General features: G+C 66.7%; 21 protein-coding genes. 11 read left to right on the forward strand and 10 right to left on the reverse strand.

What is annotated here, in order from left to right:
• Positions 1-12 precede the first annotated feature (12 nt).
• From glnA to OOB33_RS21745, 4 genes are all read right to left on the reverse strand, one after another.
• Positions 13-1,428: a type I glutamate--ammonia ligase gene (gene glnA / locus OOB33_RS21730; protein ID WP_102766434.1), complete on the reverse strand. Its 1,416-nt coding sequence runs from the start codon at positions 1,426-1,428 to the stop codon at positions 13-15.
• A gap of 300 nt (positions 1,429-1,728) precedes the next feature.
• Entirely contained in the window at positions 1,729-2,553 is an 825-nt protein-coding gene (locus OOB33_RS21735; protein ID WP_271010189.1) for a competence/damage-inducible protein A, read from the reverse strand.
• Positions 2,550-3,449, reverse strand: a complete 900-nt coding sequence (locus tag OOB33_RS21740; protein WP_271010190.1) for an EI24 domain-containing protein — start codon at positions 3,447-3,449, stop codon at positions 2,550-2,552. The genes OOB33_RS21735 and OOB33_RS21740 overlap by 4 nt, the downstream gene beginning before the upstream one ends.
• A gap of 104 nt (positions 3,450-3,553) precedes the next feature.
• The gene (locus OOB33_RS21745) at positions 3,554-4,378 is read right to left on the reverse strand and encodes a TIGR00266 family protein (RefSeq protein WP_102766623.1); all 825 of its coding nucleotides are present in this window, start codon (positions 4,376-4,378) and stop codon (positions 3,554-3,556) included.
• Positions 4,379-4,503: 125 nt separating this feature from the next.
• Here OOB33_RS21745 and OOB33_RS21750 point away from each other — a divergent pair, with 125 nt between their 5' ends.
• From OOB33_RS21750 to OOB33_RS21770, 5 genes are all read left to right on the forward strand, one after another.
• Positions 4,504-5,307 (forward strand): IclR family transcriptional regulator domain-containing protein, encoded by an 804-nt coding sequence (locus tag OOB33_RS21750; protein ID WP_102766431.1) that lies wholly within the window; start codon positions 4,504-4,506, stop codon positions 5,305-5,307.
• Positions 5,308-6,084: 777 nt separating this feature from the next.
• Entirely contained in the window at positions 6,085-6,942 is an 858-nt protein-coding gene (phnC, locus tag OOB33_RS21755) for a phosphonate ABC transporter ATP-binding protein (RefSeq protein WP_271010191.1), read from the forward strand.
• Positions 6,943-7,081: 139 nt separating this feature from the next.
• Positions 7,082-8,056 carry a phosphonate ABC transporter substrate-binding protein gene (gene phnD / locus OOB33_RS21760; RefSeq protein ID WP_102766429.1) on the forward strand — a complete coding sequence of 325 codons (975 nt, stop codon included), beginning with the start codon at positions 7,082-7,084 and terminating at the stop codon, positions 8,054-8,056.
• Between the two features lie 41 nt (positions 8,057-8,097).
• Complete coding sequence (gene phnE / locus OOB33_RS21765; protein ID WP_102766428.1) at positions 8,098-8,910, forward strand: phosphonate ABC transporter, permease protein PhnE; 813 nt, start codon at positions 8,098-8,100, stop codon at positions 8,908-8,910.
• Positions 8,910-9,587, forward strand: a complete 678-nt coding sequence (locus tag OOB33_RS21770) for a DapH/DapD/GlmU-related protein (protein ID WP_271010192.1) — start codon at positions 8,910-8,912, stop codon at positions 9,585-9,587. The genes phnE and OOB33_RS21770 overlap by 1 nt, the downstream gene beginning before the upstream one ends.
• Before the next feature lie 19 nt (positions 9,588-9,606).
• Here OOB33_RS21770 and OOB33_RS21775 read toward each other — a convergent pair whose 3' ends face one another.
• The 3 genes from OOB33_RS21775 to OOB33_RS21785 form a co-directional block, all read right to left on the reverse strand.
• On the reverse strand, positions 9,607-10,389 hold the full coding sequence (locus OOB33_RS21775; protein WP_271010193.1) for a DUF4184 family protein: 783 nt from the start codon (positions 10,387-10,389) through the stop codon (positions 9,607-9,609).
• 496 nt (positions 10,390-10,885) lie between these two features.
• Positions 10,886-11,320, reverse strand: coding sequence for a GFA family protein (locus OOB33_RS21780; RefSeq protein ID WP_271010194.1), 435 nt, complete (start codon positions 11,318-11,320; stop codon positions 10,886-10,888).
• Positions 11,317-11,694 carry a VOC family protein gene (locus OOB33_RS21785; protein WP_271010195.1) on the reverse strand — a complete coding sequence of 126 codons (378 nt, stop codon included), beginning with the start codon at positions 11,692-11,694 and terminating at the stop codon, positions 11,317-11,319. Before OOB33_RS21785 ends, OOB33_RS21780 begins: the two co-directional genes overlap by 4 nt.
• On the opposite strand from OOB33_RS21785, the gene OOB33_RS21790 reads away from it, so the two are divergent.
• Positions 11,693-12,418 carry a hypothetical protein gene (locus OOB33_RS21790; RefSeq protein ID WP_271010196.1) on the forward strand — a complete coding sequence of 242 codons (726 nt, stop codon included), beginning with the start codon at positions 11,693-11,695 and terminating at the stop codon, positions 12,416-12,418. The two genes, OOB33_RS21785 and OOB33_RS21790, sit on opposite strands and share 2 nt — an antisense overlap.
• A 63-nt stretch (positions 12,419-12,481) precedes the next feature.
• Here the strand turns inward: OOB33_RS21790 and OOB33_RS21795 are convergent, their stop codons facing one another.
• The 3 genes from OOB33_RS21795 to phnF all read right to left on the reverse strand — a co-directional run bounded on the left by OOB33_RS21795 (position 12,482) and on the right by phnF (position 15,302).
• A complete protein-coding gene (locus OOB33_RS21795) occupies positions 12,482-13,231 on the reverse strand; it encodes a DUF1045 domain-containing protein (RefSeq protein WP_271010197.1) in 750 nt (249 codons plus the stop codon).
• Complete coding sequence (locus OOB33_RS21800; protein ID WP_271010198.1) at positions 13,228-14,394, reverse strand: alpha-D-ribose 1-methylphosphonate 5-triphosphate diphosphatase; 1,167 nt, start codon at positions 14,392-14,394, stop codon at positions 13,228-13,230. The genes OOB33_RS21795 and OOB33_RS21800 overlap by 4 nt, the downstream gene beginning before the upstream one ends.
• Positions 14,395-14,528: 134 nt before the next feature.
• Positions 14,529-15,302: a phosphonate metabolism transcriptional regulator PhnF gene (gene phnF, locus OOB33_RS21805; RefSeq protein ID WP_271010199.1), complete on the reverse strand. Its 774-nt coding sequence runs from the start codon at positions 15,300-15,302 to the stop codon at positions 14,529-14,531.
• A 159-nt stretch (positions 15,303-15,461) separates the two neighbouring features.
• Between phnF and phnG the strand changes: the two genes are divergently transcribed.
• Genes phnG through phnK form a run of 5 tightly spaced genes read left to right on the forward strand, consistent with a single transcriptional unit; the run spans position 15,462 to position 19,348 of the window.
• Positions 15,462-15,941 carry a phosphonate C-P lyase system protein PhnG gene (gene phnG, locus OOB33_RS21810; RefSeq protein WP_271010200.1) on the forward strand — a complete coding sequence of 160 codons (480 nt, stop codon included), beginning with the start codon at positions 15,462-15,464 and terminating at the stop codon, positions 15,939-15,941.
• Between the two features lie 21 nt (positions 15,942-15,962).
• Positions 15,963-16,592 (forward strand): phosphonate C-P lyase system protein PhnH, encoded by a 630-nt coding sequence (phnH, locus tag OOB33_RS21815; protein WP_271010201.1) that lies wholly within the window; start codon positions 15,963-15,965, stop codon positions 16,590-16,592.
• 1 nt (position 16,593) lies between these two features.
• Positions 16,594-17,691 (forward strand): carbon-phosphorus lyase complex subunit PhnI, encoded by a 1,098-nt coding sequence (locus OOB33_RS21820; protein WP_271010202.1) that lies wholly within the window; start codon positions 16,594-16,596, stop codon positions 17,689-17,691.
• A complete protein-coding gene (locus OOB33_RS21825) occupies positions 17,688-18,578 on the forward strand; it encodes an alpha-D-ribose 1-methylphosphonate 5-phosphate C-P-lyase PhnJ (RefSeq protein ID WP_102766419.1) in 891 nt (296 codons plus the stop codon). Before OOB33_RS21820 ends, OOB33_RS21825 begins: the two co-directional genes overlap by 4 nt.
• Positions 18,575-19,348, forward strand: coding sequence for a phosphonate C-P lyase system protein PhnK (gene phnK / locus OOB33_RS21830; protein WP_271010203.1), 774 nt, complete (start codon positions 18,575-18,577; stop codon positions 19,346-19,348). Before OOB33_RS21825 ends, phnK begins: the two co-directional genes overlap by 4 nt.
• Positions 19,349-19,368 lie beyond the last annotated feature (20 nt).

Genomic DNA, 19,368 nt, shown 5'->3' on the forward strand with positions numbered 1-19,368 from the left:
GGCCGGCGGCCATCACAGTGCGTAGTACATGTCGAACTCGACCGGGTGGGTCGCCATGCGCAGGCGGGTCACTTCCTGCATCTTCAGGTCGATGTAGGCGTCAATGTAAGCATCGGTGAACACGCCACCCTTGGTCAGGAAGGCACGGTCCTTGTCCAGCGCTTCCAGGGCCTGGTCCAGGCTGTGGCAGACGGTGGGCACCAGGGCGTCTTCTTCCGGCGGCAGGTGGTACAGGTCCTTGGTGGCGGCTTCGCCCGGGTGGATCTTGTTTTCCACGCCGTCCAGACCCGCCATCAGCAGCGCTGCGAAGCACAGATAGGGGTTGGCCGAAGGATCAGGGAAGCGCGCCTCGACGCGGCGGCCCTTGGGGTTAGCCACGTAGGGGATGCGGATCGAAGCCGAGCGGTTCTTGGCCGAGTAGGCCAGCTTCACTGGGGCTTCGAAGCCAGGCACCAGGCGCTTGTATGAGTTCGTGCCGGGGTTGGTGATGGCGTTCAGGGCACGGGCGTGCTTGATGATGCCGCCGATGTAGTACAGGGCGAAGTCGCTCAGACCGGCATAGCCGTCACCGGCGAACAGGTTCTTGCCGTCCTTCCACACGGACTGGTGCACGTGCATGCCGCTGCCGTTGTCGCCGACCAGGGGCTTGGGCATGAAGGTGGCGGTCTTGCCGTAGGCATGGGCCACGTTCTGGATCACGTACTTCTGCAGCTGGGTCCAGTCGGCGCGCTCGACCAGAGAGCTGAACTTGGTGCCGATTTCCATCTGGCCCGCGTTCGCCACTTCGTGGTGGTGCACTTCAACCGGGATGCCCAGTTGTTCCAGGATCAAGCACATTTCCGAGCGCATGTCCTGGCCGCTGTCGACCGGGGGCACAGGGAAGTAGCCACCCTTGACGGTTGGACGGTAGCCGGTGTTGCCGTGCTCGTATTCCTTGCCGGTGTTCCAGGCGCCTTCTTCGGATTCGATCTTGAAGAAGGAACCCGACATGTCGTTGGCCCAACGCACCGAGTCGAAGATGAAGAATTCGGGCTCAGGACCGAAGTAGGCGGTGTCGCCCAGGCCCGAGGCCTTCAGGTAGGCTTCAGCGCGCTTGGCCAGGGAGCGGGGATCGCGCTCGTAGGCCTTGCCGTCGGCCGGGTCGACCACGTCGCAGGACAGGATCAGGGTCGGCTCTTCGAAGAAGGGGTCGATATTGGCCGTGTTCGGATCGGGCATGAGCAGCATGTCCGAGGCTTCGATGCCCTTCCAGCCTGCGATGGACGAGCCGTCGAAAGCATGGCCGGAGACAAACTTGTCTTCGTCGAAGTGCGAAACCGGCACGGTCACGTGCTGTTCCTTGCCACGGGTGTCGGTGAAACGGAAGTCAACAAACTTGACTTCGTTTTCCTTGACGATCTTCATCACGTCGGCGACGGTCTTGGCCATCAGAAACTCCTAAACGGGTAAGTAGCGGGAGAAAGCTTGCGGATGCGTAGGTATTTGTTTGGCTTGCACTGCTCGAACAGACTCAGGCCGCGCAGCCTTTGAATAAGCAGTTTGTGTGCCAACTTTGGGCTGCTCGTGCGCTTTGCGTCAGCCCTCGGGGCCCAGCCCCGCCAGCCCTGCGCTGCACCGGTGCATCCGGCCCCAAAGCCCCGGGATTATGGGCCGAGGCCCGGCCCCGGAACAGGGCGGCCTGTCAAGAAATCACGAGGCAATCACCAAAATAGTGCAAGACCAGGTGACTCAACGCACCAATTCAGTGCTCACCGAGGCACCAAACTGGATCACGCCGCTTTTCAGTGCCTGGTAGGCCGCGTCCATCTGCTCCGCCGGGCCCTTGACGCCCAGCTCGATATGGCGACCCCACTGCGGGTGGTCCACGCTGGGCAGGCTGAAGACCTTGATGCCCGGGAAATCTGCCTCCACGCGCTCCATCAGCGGGGTCAGGCTGGCCTCCATGGCGCCCTGAACGATCAGCGACAGCTCCTGGCGCTGCACCGGGCGCTGCAGATCGGCGTGGCGCTGGTCCAGCACCCACTCCATCATCGGGTGCGCCATCACCGGGAAGCCGGGCACGAAGTAGACCGTGCCGACCGAAAAGCCCGGGATCTTGTTGAAGGGGTTGGGGATGATCTCGGCGCCGGCCGGGAACACGCCCATCTCCAGGCGGCGCAAGGTGTCGGGGTGTTCGGGGTCGACCGACTCGCCCTTCTCTGCCGCCATGTCCTGGATGCGCTGCCAGATCAGGGCGCGCGCCTCGGAGTGCAAGACCAGCTCCCGGTCGAGCGCGGCAGCCGCGGCCTGGCGGGTGTGGTCGTCCGGCGTGGCGCCAATGCCGCCGCAGCTGATCACCAGGTCACCGCTGGCGAAGGCCTCGCGCAGCCGGACGCTGATGTGAGAACGGTCATCGCCCAGGTACTGGGCCCAGTCCAGGCTCATGCCGCGCGCGGCCAGGATCTCGATGAACTTGCTGAGGTGCTTGTCCTGGCGCTTGCCGGACAAAATCTCGTCGCCAATGATGATCAGGCCGATCTTGGGCCGAGGGGTCGAAACCGAGGGGGTGCTCATGCGTCAGCCTTGGGCAGCAATGGGGGTGTAGGGGTGGGAGCTTCAGCATCGAGAACCAGGCCCGAGGGCCCGGGCGCCGCGGTCGAGCGACTCAGGCGCAGCTCCTGCAGCGCAGCCAGGCAGTAATGCGTGAACCACAGGGAAGAAAAAGCAAAAACCAGGGTGTAGAGCCAGATCGAGGCCAGGATCAGAAACGGCGCCAAGGCCACAGCCATCACGCCAAACGCCCAGATCGCTGCCGGCGCGGCGCCGAGGTAGCCGGTCAGCAGGCCCAGGCCCAGCAGGGGCAGGCGGTGCAGGCGCAGCAGTTGGCGCCGCTCGGCCACCGAGGCGTGCTCGGACAAGGCGTCGTAGGCAAACACCCGGTAACCCAGCCAGCCCCAGATCAGCGGCGGCACGATCAGCACCAGGGGCGGAATCAGCAGGAAAGGCAGGCTGATCACAAAAGCCAGCAACGCTGCCACCCCATGGGCGAGCGACCACAGCAGCGAATGCACAAAGGACGCACCCCGTTTGCGCTCCAGCAGCGGAAAGCGTCGCTGCGCCACCAGATTGACGGCGGTGGGCGTCAGCAGCAAGGCCACCAGCAAGAGGCTCAGCACCACCAGCACCGGCAGGGCCAGGGCCAGCACCAGCAAGGGCGCCAGGGCCGAGCGGAAACCGCCCAGACCGACATGGTCCAGCCAGCCCAGCAAGGACTCGATCAGGCGCCAGGACTCCAGCTGCGCGCGCATGCCGTCCACGGCCTGCTCCCAGAAAAAGTAGCCCAGGCCGAAGGCCAGGCCGGCCGCGATCAGCAGGGGCAGCAGGGACAGGGCGATCACCCGCGGATGCAGGCAGTAGGCGGCCGCGCGCCAGAAGGCGTCGGCCACACGGCTCATGGATTGAACAGGCATGTCGGGATGGTGAAGGCGAAACCGCGAAGCGGCTCAAAAAACCGAACAAAAAAAGAGCGGCCCGGGGCCGCTCGCAGTGCAGGGGATCGGCGCGCGGCCCTCGCTCACTCGTCGTCGCCGCCGAGCAGGCCACCCAGGATGCCCGCGCCTGCCGCGCCGGCCGCGAAGCCGCCGAGCACCGAGCCTTCTTCCCGGCGTCCGCCGTTCTGCGGGGCAGCAGCAAAGATGCGCGAAGCCAGGCGCGAGAAGGGCAGGCTCTGCAGCCAGACCTCGCCGGGGCCGGTCAGCTTGGCCAGGAACAGGCCCTCGCCGCCGAACAGCGCGGTCTTGATCTTGCCAACGTACTGGATCTCGAAATCCACGCTCGGGGTGTAGGCCACCACGCAGCCGGTGTCCACCAGCAAGGTCTGGCCGGGCGCCAGGGTGCGACGCACCACGGTGCCGCCGGCGTGGACAAAAGCCAGACCATCGCCTTCGAGCTTTTGCATGATGAAGCCTTCACCGCCGAAGAAGCCGGTGCCCAGCTTTTGCTGGATGGCGATGCCCAGGGACACGCCGCGGGCCGCGCACAGGAAGGCATCCTTCTGGCAGATCAGGGTGCCGCCGAGCTGGCGCAGATCCATGGGCAGGATCTTGCCCGGGTAGGGGGCGGCAAAGGCCACGCGCTGCTTGCCCGAGCCTTGGTTGGTGTAGATGGTGGTGAACAGCGATTCGCCGGTGATCAGGCGCTTGCCCGCGCCCAGCAGCTTGCCGAAGAAGCCGCCCTGGCTGGCTGCGCCATCGCCGAAGACGGTGTCCATGGAAATACCGGCATCCATGAACATCATGCTGCCAGCCTCGCCGATGGCGGCTTCGCCCGGGTCGAGCTCGACCTCGACGAACTGCATCTCGGCGCCCTTGATCTCAAAATCGACAACATCCATGGCCATGACAAAAAACTCCTCACTCACTGGGGGAAAGACTGCGGGCGCGATGTTAGCCAGTTTTTCGGGCCGCTGCCGTCGGTCACAGCGGCAGGGCGGTGAAGCCCTGGCCCATCCCTATACTGCCGCCCATGAACGATGACGCCAGCGCGCCCGACGCCACCGCACCCAAGCCCGGGGACAGCTATGTGCAGTCCTTTGCCCGCGGTCTGTCGGTGATCCGCGCCTTCGACGCCAGCGCACCGCGCCAGACCCTGACCGAGGTGGCGCGCCGCTGCGGCATGACGCGGGCCGGCGCCCGCCGCATCCTGCTGACCCTGGAAACCCTGGGTTATGTGAAGAGCGATGGCCGCCTGTTCGCCCTGACCCCCAAGATCCTGGACCTCGGTTTTGCCTACCTGTCCTCGCAGCCGCTGTGGCAGTTCGCCGAGCCGGTGATGCAGCAACTGGCCGCCGAACTGGGCGAGAGCGTCTCGGCCGCGGTGCTGGAAGGCCAGGACATCGTCTACGTGCTGCGCGTGCCAGCGCGCAAGATCATGAGCATCAACCTCGGCGTGGGCAGCCGCCTGCCGGCCTGGTGCACCTCCATGGGCCGCGTCCTGCTGGCCAGCCTGCCGCCCCCGGCACTCGAATCTCAGCTGAGTCAGATCCAAATCGCCCCGCTGGCCGGCCGCACCGTGGCCAACCTGCCCGATCTGCGCGAGCGCATCCAGCAAGCCGGCCGCCAGGGCTGGTGCCTGGTCAACCAGGAGCTCGAGGACGGCCTGGTGTCGCTTGCAGCGCCCATCACCGACCGCAACGGCCACGTGATCGCCGCGCTCAATGTCGGCTCCCAAGTGAACCGCCGCTCCCCCGACCAGCTGCTGGCCCATACCCTGCCACGCCTGCTCGACGCCGCCGGCCAGATTTCGCGTCTGCTGCAGATCAAGGCTTGAACCGGGCCGGGGGCCGGCGCATTGCGGACCTTCGTTGTGCTCGTCGTTCTCGCTGCGGTGGCTCGCCCCGCCGCCGGGCTCATGGTTCGCGGGTCGGCTCTTCGAGCCGACTCCCCTCGGTGCTCACTCCGCGGCTCAGCGGCGCCAAACTCCCTCCGTTCGCTGCGCTCACTGTGGTCAAACAGGTGGCGCCGAGTCAGAGCTTGAAGCGCGTGAGTACACGCGCCTGAGCCGCTCCGCTGTGCCCTCGGCCGCGCACAAATCGCCCGGCGGCGGGCCGAGCCACCTCCGGATTCGGCGGGCTCCACCGTGGAAGGGGCACGTCGACCGCGATGCAAGCGCCCTGCAGCCCGTGCCGCTGCCGGGCGATTTGTGAAGGGTCGAGCAGCACAGCGCCTCGGGGCGCGCACGTACTCGTGCGCTTCAAGTTCTGACTTGGCGCTTCTGTCTGAATGAAGCGAACGCAGGGAGCGGAGTGAGTTATGCGCCAGCCCCGAGGCGCGAGCAGCGCAGGGAAGTCGGCCCGCCAGGGCCGACCCCGGAACCATGAGCCCGGCAGCGGCGCGGGCTGCAGGGCCTCACGAGCAAAACCAAAGACTACTTCGTGCCGCACCCAATCAGATCAGCCCCGTCACCGCGCCGACTCAGCCCCGCCACGAATCTTTCACACAAGCTGCCTAGCATCGCCGCAGCTCATCACAGCCGCCATTGACGGCCGTGCAAGGGCGGCTGAATCGAAGTTCCCGACGGACGAAAAGCAAGCAAACGAGGTGCGGCATGCAGCATGCAATCGAAGTGAATGCGCTGAGCAAGCGCTTTGGCGCGCGTCAGGCCCTGGACCAGGTCAGCCTGCAGCTGCGGCCCGGTGAGATGGTGGCGCTGATTGGCGCCTCGGGCTCGGGCAAATCGACCCTGTTGCGCCACCTGTCCGGCTTTGTGGCGGGCGATGCCAGCTCGGGCGAGCTGCGCGTGATGGGTCAGCTGGTGCAGTCGCAAGGCCGCATCGCCGCCAACATCCGCAGCGTGCGCGCCCAGATCGGTTTTGTCTTCCAGCAGTTCAACCTGGTCGGCCGCATGACGCTGCTGAACAATGTGCTGACCGGCCAACTGCACCGCATCCCGCTGCACCGCAGCCTGCTGCAGTGGTTCACCCGCGAGGAACGCGCCGCCGGCCTGAAAGCGCTGGCCGAAGTTGGTATAGACGACTATGCCTTTCAGCGCGCCTCCACCCTCTCGGGCGGCCAGCAGCAGCGCGCTGCCATCGCGCGAGCCCTCGTGCAAGGCGCCAAGGTGGTGCTGGCCGACGAGCCGATTGCCTCGCTGGACCCAGAATCGTTGCGCAAGGTCATGGACATGCTGGCCCGGGTCAACCGCGAGCATGGCTGCACGGTGCTGGTGTCTCTGCACCAGGTCGATGTGGCGCTGCGCTACTGCAGCCGCGTGATCGCCATGCGCGACGGCCGGGTGGTCTTTGACGGCCCGAGCAACGCACTCAACCCCAGCTTTCTGAACGAGTTGTACGCCAGCGATGCCGAGGCTCCCGCGCTGCCAGTCGGGCCCACCGCTCCGGAGTCTCTGGACAGCCAGCCCATGCCCTTGCCGCCGCTGCACAAGCCCGAACCGGTGGCGGCCTGACGCGGCCCCGGCACCCGCTGCTCCACTCACCCCACTCGCCCCATTTGCCCCATTTGCCACAGCGGGCGGCCCTGATCCGCCTTCCCTGGCTCCCTTCTGCTTTCGTTTCCTCCCACCTTCAGTTCATCGGAGAACCCCCATGTTCCGCAAACTCCTGCTCGCGTCCTGCACCCTGCTGGCCAGCACCCTGAGCCACGCCCAGGACATCAACTTCGGCATCATCTCGACCGAATCGGCCGCCCACCTGAAAGCCGACTGGGCCCCCATCCTGGCCGATATGGAAGCCAAGACCGGCTACAAGGTCAAAGCCTTCTTCGCCAATGACTACGCCGGCATCATCGAAGCGATGCGCTTCAACAAGGTGCAGATGGCCTGGATGGGCAACAAATCCGGCATGGAAGCCGTGGATCGTGCCGGCGGCGAGGTCTTCGCCCAAACCAGCTATGCCGACGGCGCCCTGGGCTACCACTCGCTGCTGATCACGCACAAGGAAAGCGGCATCAAGAATGTCGACCAGGTGCTCAAGAACCCACGCGAGTACAACTACGGCGCCGGCGACCCGCAATCGACCTCGGGCACCCTGGTGCCGGGCTACTACCTCTACGCCCTCAACGGCATCGACCCCAAGACCCACTACAAGTCCAGCCGCGCCGGCAACCACGAGTCCAACCTGATGGCCACGGCCGCCAAGCAGGTCGATGTGGCCATCACCAACACCGAGGTGTTCGAGAAGTTCCAGAAGCGCGAGGCCGACAAGGCCAAGAGCATCCACATCCTGTGGAAGTCGCCCCTGATCGCCGCCGATCCCATGGTCTGGCGCGCCGACCTGTCGGCCGATATGAAGGCCAAGCTCAAGGGCTTCTTCCTGAGCTACGGCCGCGGTGAGTCCGAGCAGGCCAAGCGCGAGCTGGCCCATCTGGCCAAGCTGACCTTCGGGGTCTTCAATGAATCCAGCAACAAGCAGTTGGTGCCCTTCCGTCAGCTGGAGCTGTTCAAGGACAAGGCCAAGCTGGAAGCCGACGACAAGATGGACGCCGCCACCAAGCAAGGCAAGTTGGCCGAGATCCAGAAGAAGCTGGCCGAGCTGAACGCCCAGCTCGCCTCGGCCAAGTAAACCGCGGCCCGCTGCAGCCCCATTCGACTGACATCACGGCCATGAGCTCACGCACCGAAGCCCCCCACACCGCGCCCACGCCCGGCCTGCCCCAGCCGCCGCGTGCCCACCTGGGCAGCCTGATGCTCTGGGGCCTGGGCCTGGCCTTGCTGGCCTGGTCCTGGCGCGGGGCCGATATGCGCCCTGCTGCGCTCTGGGCAGATTCGGCCAATATGGCCAGCTTCGCCAAGGAGTTCTTCCCGCCCGACTTCAGCGAATGGCGGACGTATGTGACCGAGATGATCGTCACGGTGCAGGTGGCCGTCTGGGGCACGGTGCTGGCCGTCATCTGTGCCGTGCCCTTCGGCCTGCTCAGCTCAGCCAATATCGCGCCGGCCTGGCTGCACCAGCCGGTGCGCCGGCTGATGGATTCGGCCCGCGCGATCAACGAGATGGTGTTCGCCATGCTCTTCATCGTGGCGGTGGGTCTGGGACCGTTTGCCGGCGTGCTGGCCCTGTGGGTGCACACCACGGGCATTCTGGCCAAGCTCTTCTCGGAGGCGGTGGAGTCCATCGACCCGCGCCCGGTCGAGGGCATACGCGCCACTGGCGCCAATGCGCTGGAAGAGATCGTCTACGGCGTGATCCCGCAGGTGATGCCACTCTGGGTGTCCTACACCCTCTACCGCTTCGAGTCGAATGTGCGCTCGGCCTCGGTCGTGGGCATGGTGGGTGCGGGCGGCATCGGCGTCATCCTCTACGAGGTGATCCGCAGCTTCCAGTACGCGCACACCGCCGCGGTGATGCTCATCATCATCGCCTTCGTCACCGGCATCGATCTGATCTCGGCGCGCATTCGCAAGGTGCTGATCTGATGACGAGTTATCACATCGCCGCCCACAATCTGCCCGAGCCGGTGCGCCTGGGCGAGGCTCCGACCCTGGCCCGTGATGCCATCGTGCGCGACAGCCGCTTCGGCCGCTGGTGCGAAGTCGGGGCCAGCACCCGCATCGAGCACAGCGCATTCGGTGACTACAGCTATGTCGGCCACCACGCAGACATCATGGCCGCCGACATCGGCAAGTTCGTCAATATCGCCAATCTGGTGCGCATCAACCCGGGCTTCCATCCGGTCGAGCGCCCCTGCCTGCACCACATCCTCTACCGCGGCAGCATGTATGGCGAGGGCTTTGGCGAGGACGACGCCGAGCTCTTCCACTGGCGCCGCCTGCAGCGCGTCAGCATCGGCCACGACGTCTGGCTGGGCCACGGCGTGGTCATCATGCCCGGCGTCAAGATCGGCCATGGCGCCGTGATCGGCAGCGGCAGCATCGTCACCCGCGATGTGCCCGCCTGGACCATTGCCGCCGGCAACCCCTGCCGCCCCATCCGCCCCCGCTTCACCCCCGCCATCGCCCGCGCCATCGAAGCCGTGGCCTGGTGGGACTGGTCGCACGAGGAGCTGCAGGCGCGACAGGATGAACTCAAGGATGTGCGCAAGATGCTGGCAGCGCACACAAGGCGGCAACAGTCCGCGGCGCCGATCGATTAGCCATCAACGCCACAGCTGATCAAGCCAACACATTCTTACGTCGCCACACAGCGACGATGGCCAGGAGTGCAAAGAAGGCCGTTGTCGAATAAATCAGTTCACGCACCAGCAAGGTGGACAACCACAGTCGCGCGTCAGCACGCGCAGCATCCATCAACGCGAACGGAAGCGCGCAGACTGTCGAGGCCAAGGCAATTCCCGCCAGCACCTGGTATCGAGCCCGCTCTTCAACAGCGCCGCCCAGAAGACCACCAGAAAACGGAAGACGACGAAGATACAGGCAGTAGGCATGAACCAAAAGCGCACAACCCACGACAGTGCTCAGATGCTGCAGTACCTTGAACACATGGAACTCACGCCCGAAAGCCTGGAAAAGCGGCACGCGCAGCAGCTCGACATGCTGCACAAAGAATCGCCCCTCGTGGGTGAAGGCGTCCCAGACGATGTGAGTCAACGCGCCGAAAGCCAGACCGGTGGCAGAGAACGCCAAGGCGCGGAAGCCAAAAGCATGACGTACGGGCTCAAGCGCCATCAGTGCCTGTCGATGGGGTTGGGGCAAAAGTTGGGCCACAGGTTCTTTCAAGCACCGTGCCAGCGTGAGTAGGAACAAGCCCGCCGGGACACAGATCAGAAATATCCCGGCCAGCGAATGAGTCAAGGCAGCCAGACCAAACAAGCCTAGGTGGTAAACCAAATCCGGGCTCAAGCAGCCAATCGTCAAGGCCCCAAATGACCATCGCTGCGGACCCATCCAAGGTCGCAGCGGCAACACAGCGGCGGGGTGTGCAAACGTCCAGGGCATGGGATGAGGAGAGCTCTAACGACTTCAGCCAACGGAGATCCCCAGTGTATCGGCACCTCACGCGCGTGCGGTTCACTGAGCATGGGCAATGCAAGAAAGCAGCAATGGTACGGCTTGGTCTTTCGGGCCAGGCGCCGATTCGATGGCGCTTGCTCGGCAGCGCCTCGCTCCCGCATTGGCTGCACACCAGGCCTGGTGCCGCGAATCCGAGTTCCGTGGCGACTCCGTGGGAAGGTCGGCTCAACTCACAAGCGTCGCGCCGCGCACCCAAGCGTCGCGGAACAGCTGGTCGGAGGGTTGCACCCGAACTTGACGAGCCTGAGGCCACGGGTCTTGATCTCCGGCGCCCTGGGTATGACAGCCTTGACCGGCAACGCGAAGGAGCGCTATCCGGACTCGGTGAACGAAGGCTTGTCGCTCAGCGCCCAGTAGGTGTGATTGGCGGGCGCGGCTTCAAGACGGGCCTCATCGGCACAGGCGGCCTGCTGGTCGGGCCTCAATCCATGTGCTCAATCTCGCCGCGCAGCTGCACCCAAGCGTGCATGCGCTCCTCGTAGACCGAGAAGCTGGGCGCCGGGAACTGCGGATCGGCAAAGGCTCCCAGCGGGATGCCCAGCATCTCCGGCATGGCCAGCAGCTCGTAGTAGACCGTGGCGCCACAGATCGGGCAGAAATGGAAACGGCAGGTCGAGCCGGAATCTCCTGTGCGATCCCAGCTGTGGCTCTCGCCCTGCAAGGTCACGGCCGCACGAGGAAAGCGGGCCTGGGCGCCAAAGACACTGCCGGTGCGCCGTTGGCAGGCCAGGCAATGGCAGACCGACACCCGCAAGGGCTCACCTCGGGCCTGGGCCTGCAACTGCCCGCAGCTGCAGGCGGCGTGATGAAAGCGCGGTTGCGGCGCCGCGGTGCTGGACGTGTCCATGCTGCTCATACCCCCTCCGGCGCGTGGCAGACCGCCTCGATATTGTGGCCATCGGGGCCGATGACAAAAGCCGCGTAGTAGTGGACGTGGTACTGCGGTCGCAGGCCCGGTGGGCCGTGGTCACGGCCGCCTGCTGCCAGCGCCGCCGCGTAAAAGGCATCCACCTGCGCCCGCGTCTCGGCCTTGAAGGCCAGATGCAAAGGCGCCGGCCGCTCCTGTGTCTCGAACAAGCACAGCGAGGCGTCCCCGCTGCCACAGAGCTCTACCCCATAGCTGGGCTCGCCCTCGCCGCCCAGGCTGACGCCGAGCGGCGCCAGGGCCTGAAGGAAAAAGCGTTTGCTGGCGGCGTAGTCGCTGACGCCGAATTTGACGTGGTCGAACATGAGGGGCCTCCCAAGTGCTGCGGTCTCCACATGCGCGCGCCATCGCAGCCATGGGCGGGATTATTCACGGCGCCGCGTCCCTTGGCGTGTTTACCTGGGGAATTCAACGCTGATTCAACGCTGGCACCTGAACCTTGGCAGCTTCTTCGACCATCCCGCCCGACACACCATGCCCACTGCCTATCGTCCTGCCGACGCCGGCGGCTTTTCTCGGTTTGAGCTGCTGGCAGCCAACCCTCAGGTTCTGTCTGAGTTCGCCTGCCACTGCGCCACCGAAGATTCAGGCGAGAACCTCTTGGCCTACCTGCTGCTTCAGTACATCGACTGCCGGGCCACTGCCGGGCGGGATGTGTCGGATGAGTTCAACATCCTCTATCGCGATTTCATCCGCGAAGGCTGCAGCCTGGACCTGAACATCTCATCCCAGGTGCGCAAACGGGTGGTGGGATGCCTGTATGAAATCCCGAACCGGGAATATCGATCTGCGCTGAGTTTCGAACTCGAAGGCAATCTGTGCGACCCATGGGATCGCTTCGTCGCACTCAAGCCCCAGCTGGAAACCGGATTCCCCAAGGACTTTCGAACACCCAGCGCCATCCCGGGCATCGAGATCTGGAAGGCCTATCTGGAGGTGCGGCGCATCTTCGGCAAGGGGCCTCATCCAGCCGGGCCGAATCGAGCGCAACGCTTCGTCAGCAAATTGCGCCGCCGTCTTGGCCATTGAGGCCGTGACGTCACCGGCGGCCAGGCCTTCGCGTCGCAGCATGCCCCCTCCACTCAGCCTGAGTCAGGCGGTAAGCAAGTAACGCCGCACGCAAACGAAATCCGCGCCCGCCTCCGCCTCCACAAACAGGCTGAGCGCATCGATGCACAAAGGCTGATCAGCCACGGGCGCGCAAGCGCGCTGCAGGGCCGCCTCGACCCCGGCCAGTTGCTCGGCATCGAGCGCGTCGCTGAGGGTCAGGTGGAAGCGGAACGCTTCCATCACAAAGGGGTAGCCCCAGCGCTGCAGCAAAGCCTCCTGCTCGCTGCTGAGCCCGGCGCTGCGGCGGCGCTGCAGCTCGGCCACGCTGGGCGAGCGGCGAAAAGGGTCGAGGGATTGCACGCAGTCACTGGCCAGATCCATCAGGCGCTGGCTCACCGGGTGCTCCGCATGCGCGGTCGCATCATTCAGATGCGGGCGCCAGGCCAGGAAGTTGTGCAGGCGTGCCGGGCGCACCGGCAGCTCGAAGACCGCATGGCGCGCGGCCAGGGTGTGCAGCGCCGCGTCCAATTCCTCGAAACTACCGCCCTCGGCCAGCTCGAAGGGCGGCTTGAGCGTGGCATGCAGGCCATAGCGCCGCGCGCTGCGGCACAGGGCGGCGCGGGCCTCGGCCTCCAGTCCGCCGAGAGACTCGGGAGGCAAGACCCGGCCAGGCTGCAGGGCATCGCGCCCCAGCCAGCGCGCACCCAGCTCGGCGTGCGCGCTGTCCGCAGCCGGCGCAAAGTAGACGGCATAACGGTGCACCGTGGCGGGCAGCGGGTGCAAGGCGCTCACAGCAGACGCTCGCCTTCAGCCAGGTAGACGATGCGGCCGGCGCAAAGCGTGGCCACCAGACGCGGGCGGCTGGGGTCCTGGGCATCGACCACCAGCACATCGGCGCGGCGGCCGGCGCTGAGTTGGCCGCGGTCGTGCAGGCCCAGGGCCTGGGCCGGGTTGGCCGAGACCAGTTCCCAGGCTGCGGCAAACGGCATCACCTCGTCCTGCGCCAGCTTGAAGGTGGCATGCAGGGGCGCGGGGTAGTAGTAGTCGGACGCGAGGATCTTGCACAGGCCGGCGCCGGCCAGATCGGCCGCGCGCGGGGCGCCGACATGGCTGCCGCCGCGCAGCACATTGGGCGCACCGCAGACCACGGGCGAGCGCTCGGCGCTGGCCATGGCCGCCACCTCGGTGCTCAAGGGGAACTCGGAGATGCCGCAGCCCAGGGCCTGGAAACGCGCCCGCGTGGCCAGGCTGTCGTCGTCGTGCGAGGCCATGGGGATGCCCAGCCGCCGGCATTCGGCCGCCAGGCGTTCGATCAGGGCCGGCACCTCGGCGCCGCGCGCCGCGGCCTTCTCCAGCAGGGCGATGAAGCCGGCGCCGTCGGTGCCGGCGCGGTCGGCATAGTCCTGCAGCTTCTTGTCCAGCTTCTTGCGCATCATGGGCAGATGCTCGTTGAAAGCCAGCAGACCGATGCGGCCGCTGCGCAGCCACTCGAGCGCCTGATCTTCACCCTCGACGTTGTGGCATTCAAAGCGCAGATGCAGGCGGTGGTCCACCTGCAAGCGACCGTCCAGCGAATCGAGCGCAGCCAGCAGCTCGCGCGCCGTGTCGCCGCCTCGCAAGCCGCCTTCCCAGGAGTAGGTCAGGCCATGCAGGGCGGTGGTGATGCCATTGCTGGCGAGCTGGCGGTCGGTCTCCAGCAAGGCCAGATCGAGCGGGAAATGCACGCCGGGGCGCGGCATGATCTGGCGCTCGAAGGCATCGCCGTGGAAATCGACGATGCCCGGCAGCACCAGGCAGCCGCTGGCGTCCAGGCCCGGGCCGGGCAAGGCGCTGTCGACCAGGCGGCCGTTCTGGATGCCCAGCACCAGCTCGTTCTCCTGCCATTGCTGGCCAGGGCGCAAGACCTGGCCCCCGCGGATGGTGGACAGGGCGGCAACGCGTTGGGGGCTCAGCATGGCAAGGCTCACTTCTCTCGTCTTCGGCTTCACTTCAATCGATCGTTCGATCATTCATCAACAGGTTCTGTCGCGATCGCCAGCCTAGCGCGAGGCTTTGACAGGGGCATGACGCGACTGGGCTGGCCTCGCCATCAGGGCTCGAACACCAGCTGCACCCAGTCGCCACTGAACTGCGCCAGCGTGTGCTGGAACACCCGCCCCTGCTCGCTGCAGCGATTGACCGAGTCGACCAGCAGCACCGGGCGCGAGCGCGGCTGGGCCAGCAGGCGCGCGGCTTCGGCGTCGGGCATGGCGGCCATCACCCGGGTCTGGCCGCGGGTGTAGTCCTTCACCCCGAAATGCTGCAGGGCCTGGGTGATGGAGCCGGTCTCGCGCAGCAGCGCGTCCAGGCCGGCGAAGCGGGCCGCCTCGAAGCTGTGCCGGGCCAGATTGATGGCGCGCGGCGCTGCCGCATCCTGCCCGCCGCTGCCCGCGCCGGCATGACCCAGGGTCAGCAGTTGCAGCAGCGGCGTGCCCGGCGCCAGCTCCAGGGCCTGAGCCAGCTCGGGCGTGGCAGGCAGTTCGCTGGCGCGCAGCAGCTCGATGCGGCCACTGCGGCCCTGGCCGCTGAGGTTTTGCGAGAAGCGCGTGCGCTTGCCCACGCTGTAGGCAATCGCATGCTCCTGCACAAAAGTGCCGCGGCCCTGCTCCACGCGCAGCAGGCCCTCACGCTCCAGCACCCCGAGGGCGCGCCGCACGGTGTGGCGGTTGCAGCCGAAGCGCTCGGCCAGCTCGGTCTCGTTCGGGATGCGCTCACCCGCGGCGTAATGCCGCTCGCGGATGTCGCGCAGCAGCGCCGCCTCGATCTGGCGCCACACCGCCACGCCGGTGCCTCGTTCCACCAACTGGCCACGCTGCTCTTGCATGCTGAGTCTCTATTCCCTGGATCACGGTTGCCAAACAGCTTAGAGACGATTCACGAAAGATTCATGTCGGCCCTGAAGAATGCGCCGCATCGCCAGGGCTTGCCGGCACATGGCCGCCGCAAGTCGTCTAGACGATTAGATGCTTTGACGGGATCCGACGTGTCATCACACATCCCTCTCGCGGCAGCGCAGGACGCACGCCGCCATGCCCTGGGCCTGCTGGCCCGCGCCCGGCCTCAGGATCTGGAGCAGCAGCTGGCCGAGCTGCAGCCCCTGCCCCAATTTGAATGGCTGCGCCGGCCCGAAACCGGCATGCTGATGTTGCGGGGCCGCCTCGGCGGTGGCGGCCAGGTCTTCAATCTGGGCGAGGCCACGGTCACCCGCTGCACCCTGCGCCTGCAGGCACCGGGCCTGCCGGCCAGCGTCGGCGTGGGCACCGTGCGCGGCAGCGACCCGCGCCATGCCGAGCTGGTCGCCCTGGCCGACGCCTTGCTGCAAACGCCCGACTGGGCACCGCAGCTGCAAGCCCGGCTCTTGCGCCCCCTGGCCGAGGCCGAACAAGACCGCCACGCCCGCCGCGCCGCCGAAGTGGCACGCAGCAAGGTGGATTTCTACACCCTGGTGCGGGGTGAGGACTGAGCCATGAGCATGAGTGATGCAATGAACGCGAGCGCCCCCGCCGCCGGCCTGCGCCTCGAGCAGCTGCTGCCCGGCTTTGCCGACCCGGTGCATGACGCGCAGCAGGCCTTCCGCTGCCTGCTGGACGCCATGTCCCGGCCCGGCAGCCTGCAAAGCCTGCCTTTTGAATTGAACGCACCCGCCGGCCTGCAGCCGGCCTTGACCGCCCTGCTGCTGGCCCTGGCCGACCGCGACACGCCGCTGTGGCTGCCGCCCGAGCTGCGCAGCGGCGCCGCGGGGGAGCACCTGCGCTTCCATGCCGGCTGCCCCCTGGTCGCGGAGATGGGCGAGGCACAGTTCCTGATGGTGCAGAACCTGAACGCGCTGCCGACGCTGGACGCCCTGCGCCTCGGCGATGCCGCCTACCCCGACCGTTCGGCCACCTTGTTCATCGAGGTGCCAGCGCTGGAAACGGGCAGTGGATCGCTGCGCCTGCGCGGCCCGGGCATCCAAGGCGAGACACGAATCGAGGTGGCCGGCTGGTCCGAGATCAGCCAGGCTTTTGTGCAAGACAACCGCCGGCGCTTCCCGCTCGGCGTCGACCTGGTGCTGTGCGCAGGTCGGCAGTTGCTGGCCCTTCCGCGCACCACCCTCATCGATTGGGAGCTCTGAGATGTACGTTGCCGTCAAAGGAGGCGAGCGCGCCATCGAGGCCTCGCGCGAACTGCTGGCCCAGGCGCGCCGGGGCGACAGCGCCCAGCCCGAGCTCAGCATCGAGCAGATCAAGCAGCAGCTGCGCCTGACCGTGGACCGCGTGATGTGCGAAGGCGCGCTCTACGACGAGGACCTGGCCGCCCTGGCCATCAAGCAGGCGCGTGGCGACCTGATCGAAGCGATCTTTCTGCTACGCGCCTACCGCACCACCCTGCCGCGCCTGAGCGACAGCGAACCTCTGGACACCGGCCGCATGCGTCTGGAACGCCGCATCTCCTCGGCCTTCAAGGACCTGCCCGGTGGCCAGCTGCTGGGCCCCAGCTTCGACTACACCCAGCGCCTGCTGGACTTTGGCCTGATGCGCGAGTCCTCCGGCAGCAGCGAGGCGCAGTCCTCTCACAGCGCCGCCCGCGCCGAGCCCCTGCACGCGCCACGCGTGACCGACCTGCTCAGCCGCGAAGGCCTGCTGGAAGCGGCCGAGCCCGAGGCGCCCGGCGCCCCGCCGCCGCCCGACCTGACCCGCGAGCCCCTGCTCTTCCCGGCCGACCGCGCCACCCGCATGCAGAACCTGGCACGCGGCGACGAGGGCTTTTTGCTCGCCCTGGCCTACAGCACCCAGCGCGGCTATGCCACCACCCACCCGTTTGCGGCCGAGCTGCGCTACGGCGCCGTGCCGGTGGAGATGCACATCGAGGAGCTGGGCTTCGCGGTCGAGATCGGCGAGGTCGAGCTGACCGAGTGCCAGCTGATCAACGAGTTCCACGGCAGCGCCGACACCGCACCGCAGTTCACCCGCGGCTACGGCCTGGCCTTCGGCCACGCCGAGCGCAAGGCCCTGGCCATGGCCCTGGTCGACCGCTCGCTGCGCGCCGAGGAGTTTGGCGAAGACAGCGAGCTGCCGGCCAACAACGTGGAGTTTGTGCTCTCGCACAGCGACAACGTCGAGGCCTCGGGCTTTCTGCAGCACCTGAAGCTGCCGCACTACGTGGACTTTCAAACCAATCTTGAGCTGCTGCGGCGCTTGCGGGCGGAATGGGACAAGGAGCAAGCGAAATGAGCAGTGGGTACAACTTTGCCTACTTGGACGAGCACACCAAGCGCATGATCCGCCGCGCCCTGCTCAAGGCCGTGGCCCTGCCCGGCTACCAGGTGCCCTTCGGCGGCCGCGAGATGCCCCTGCCCTATGGCTGGGGCACGGGCGGCATCCAGGTCACGGCCGCGGTGATCGGCCAGAGCGACTGCCTCAAGGTCATCGACCAGGGCGCGGACGACACCACCAATGCGGTCAACATCCGCAGCTTCTTCCAGAAGGTGACCGGCGTGCGCACCACCGAGGCCACACGCGAGGCCACGCTGATCCAGACCCGCCACCGCATCCCCGAGACGCCGCTGCAGGACGGGCAGATCCTGGTCTTCCAGGTGCCCATCCCCGAGCCGCTGCGCTGGCTGGAGCCGCGCGAGACCGAAACCCGCACCATGCACGCGCTGAGCGAATACGGCGTCATGCATGTCAAGCTGTTCGAGGACATCGTGCGCCACGGCCGCATCGCCACCACCTACGACTACCCCGTCATCGTCAACGGCCACTACCTGATGCGGCCCTCGCCCATTCCCAAGTTCGACAACCCCAAGCTGCACCAAAGCCCGGCCCTGCAGCTCTTCGGCGCCGGCCGCGAGAAGCGGGTCTACGCCGTACCGCCCTATACCGATGTGCGCTCGCTCGATTTCGAGGACCACCCCTTTGCCATCGAACGCTGGAGCGAGCCCTGCGCCCTGTGCGGCGCCACCGAGTCCTATCTGGACGAGATCATCCTCGACGACCAGGGCCAGCGCATGTTCGTCTGTTCCGACACCGAGTACTGCAACACGCGCCAGGCCGAGGGCCACCGCGGCACGCAGAACAGCCCCACCAGCGCTGCTGGCTTTGCAGGAGCGCAGGCATGAGCCGCCCCCTGCTGCAAGTCCGCGGCCTGGCCAAGCGCTACGGCGCCCGCATCGGCTGCGAAGGCATCGACCTCGACCTCTACCCCGGCGAGGTGCTGTGCATCGTGGGTGAATCGGGCTCGGGCAAATCGACCCTGCTCAACACCCTGGCCTTCCAGCTGCAGCCCGACGAGGGCCAGATCCAATACGACCTGAAGGACCGCGGCCTCACCGACCTCGGCACGCTGACCCAAGCCCAGCTGCGCGAGCTCTGGCGCACCGACTGGGGCTTTGTGCGCCAGAACCCGCGTGACGGCCTGCGCATGCAGGTCTCGGCCGGCGCCAATATCGGCGAGCGGCTGATGGCCGTGGGCGCACGGCATTACGGCGACATCCGCGGCGCGGCGGCCGACTGGCTGGCGCGGGTGGAGATCCCGGCAGAACGCCTGGACGACGCGCCCAAGAGCTTCTCCGGCGGCATGCAGCAGCGCCTGCAGATCGCCCGCAACCTGGTCAGCCGCCCACGCCTGGTCTTCATGGATGAACCCACGGCCGGCCTCGATGTCTCTGTGCAGGCGCGCTTTCTGGACCTGCTGCGCGGCCTGGCCGCCGAGCTGGACCTGGCCGTGATCCTGGTGACCCACGACCTGGCCGTGGCCCGCTTGCTGGCCCAGCGCCTGATCGTCATGCGCCATGGCCGCATCGTCGAGACCGGCCTGACCGACCAGGTGCTGGACGACCCGCAGCACCCTTACACCCAGCTGCTGGTGTCCTCGGTTTTGGCCGCATGAAATGAAGGATCAAGACATGG

This window comes from Paucibacter sp. B51 (genome assembly GCF_027863535.1).
GTDB lineage: Bacteria > Pseudomonadota > Gammaproteobacteria > Burkholderiales > Burkholderiaceae_C > Paucibacter_A > Paucibacter_A aquatilis.

What these genes read in the sequence shown, in the direction of transcription:
- glnA (WP_102766434.1), bottom strand. Translation starts at nt 1,428, where the DNA reads ATGGCCAAGACCGTCGCCGACGTGATGAAGATCGTCAAGGAAAACGAA.
- OOB33_RS21735 (WP_271010189.1), bottom strand. Translation starts at nt 2,553, where the DNA reads ATGAGCACCCCCTCGGTTTCGACCCCTCGGCCCAAGATCGGCCTGATC.
- OOB33_RS21740 (WP_271010190.1), bottom strand. Translation starts at nt 3,449, where the DNA reads ATGCCTGTTCAATCCATGAGCCGTGTGGCCGACGCCTTCTGGCGCGCG.
- OOB33_RS21745 (WP_102766623.1), bottom strand. Translation starts at nt 4,378, where the DNA reads ATGGCCATGGATGTTGTCGATTTTGAGATCAAGGGCGCCGAGATGCAG.
- OOB33_RS21750 (WP_102766431.1), top strand. Translation starts at nt 4,504, where the DNA reads ATGAACGATGACGCCAGCGCGCCCGACGCCACCGCACCCAAGCCCGGG.
- phnC (WP_271010191.1), top strand. Translation starts at nt 6,085, where the DNA reads ATGCAGCATGCAATCGAAGTGAATGCGCTGAGCAAGCGCTTTGGCGCG.
- phnD (WP_102766429.1), top strand. Translation starts at nt 7,082, where the DNA reads ATGTTCCGCAAACTCCTGCTCGCGTCCTGCACCCTGCTGGCCAGCACC.
- phnE (WP_102766428.1), top strand. Translation starts at nt 8,098, where the DNA reads ATGAGCTCACGCACCGAAGCCCCCCACACCGCGCCCACGCCCGGCCTG.
- OOB33_RS21770 (WP_271010192.1), top strand. Translation starts at nt 8,910, where the DNA reads ATGACGAGTTATCACATCGCCGCCCACAATCTGCCCGAGCCGGTGCGC.
- OOB33_RS21775 (WP_271010193.1), bottom strand. Translation starts at nt 10,389, where the DNA reads ATGCCCTGGACGTTTGCACACCCCGCCGCTGTGTTGCCGCTGCGACCT.
- OOB33_RS21780 (WP_271010194.1), bottom strand. Translation starts at nt 11,320, where the DNA reads ATGAGCAGCATGGACACGTCCAGCACCGCGGCGCCGCAACCGCGCTTT.
- OOB33_RS21790 (WP_271010196.1), top strand. Translation starts at nt 11,693, where the DNA reads ATGAGGGGCCTCCCAAGTGCTGCGGTCTCCACATGCGCGCGCCATCGC.
- OOB33_RS21785 (WP_271010195.1), bottom strand. Translation starts at nt 11,694, where the DNA reads ATGTTCGACCACGTCAAATTCGGCGTCAGCGACTACGCCGCCAGCAAA.
- OOB33_RS21800 (WP_271010198.1), bottom strand. Translation starts at nt 14,394, where the DNA reads ATGCTGAGCCCCCAACGCGTTGCCGCCCTGTCCACCATCCGCGGGGGC.
- phnF (WP_271010199.1), bottom strand. Translation starts at nt 15,302, where the DNA reads ATGCAAGAGCAGCGTGGCCAGTTGGTGGAACGAGGCACCGGCGTGGCG.
- phnH (WP_271010201.1), top strand. Translation starts at nt 15,963, where the DNA reads ATGAACGCGAGCGCCCCCGCCGCCGGCCTGCGCCTCGAGCAGCTGCTG.
- OOB33_RS21820 (WP_271010202.1), top strand. Translation starts at nt 16,594, where the DNA reads ATGTACGTTGCCGTCAAAGGAGGCGAGCGCGCCATCGAGGCCTCGCGC.
- OOB33_RS21825 (WP_102766419.1), top strand. Translation starts at nt 17,688, where the DNA reads ATGAGCAGTGGGTACAACTTTGCCTACTTGGACGAGCACACCAAGCGC.
- phnK (WP_271010203.1), top strand. Translation starts at nt 18,575, where the DNA reads ATGAGCCGCCCCCTGCTGCAAGTCCGCGGCCTGGCCAAGCGCTACGGC.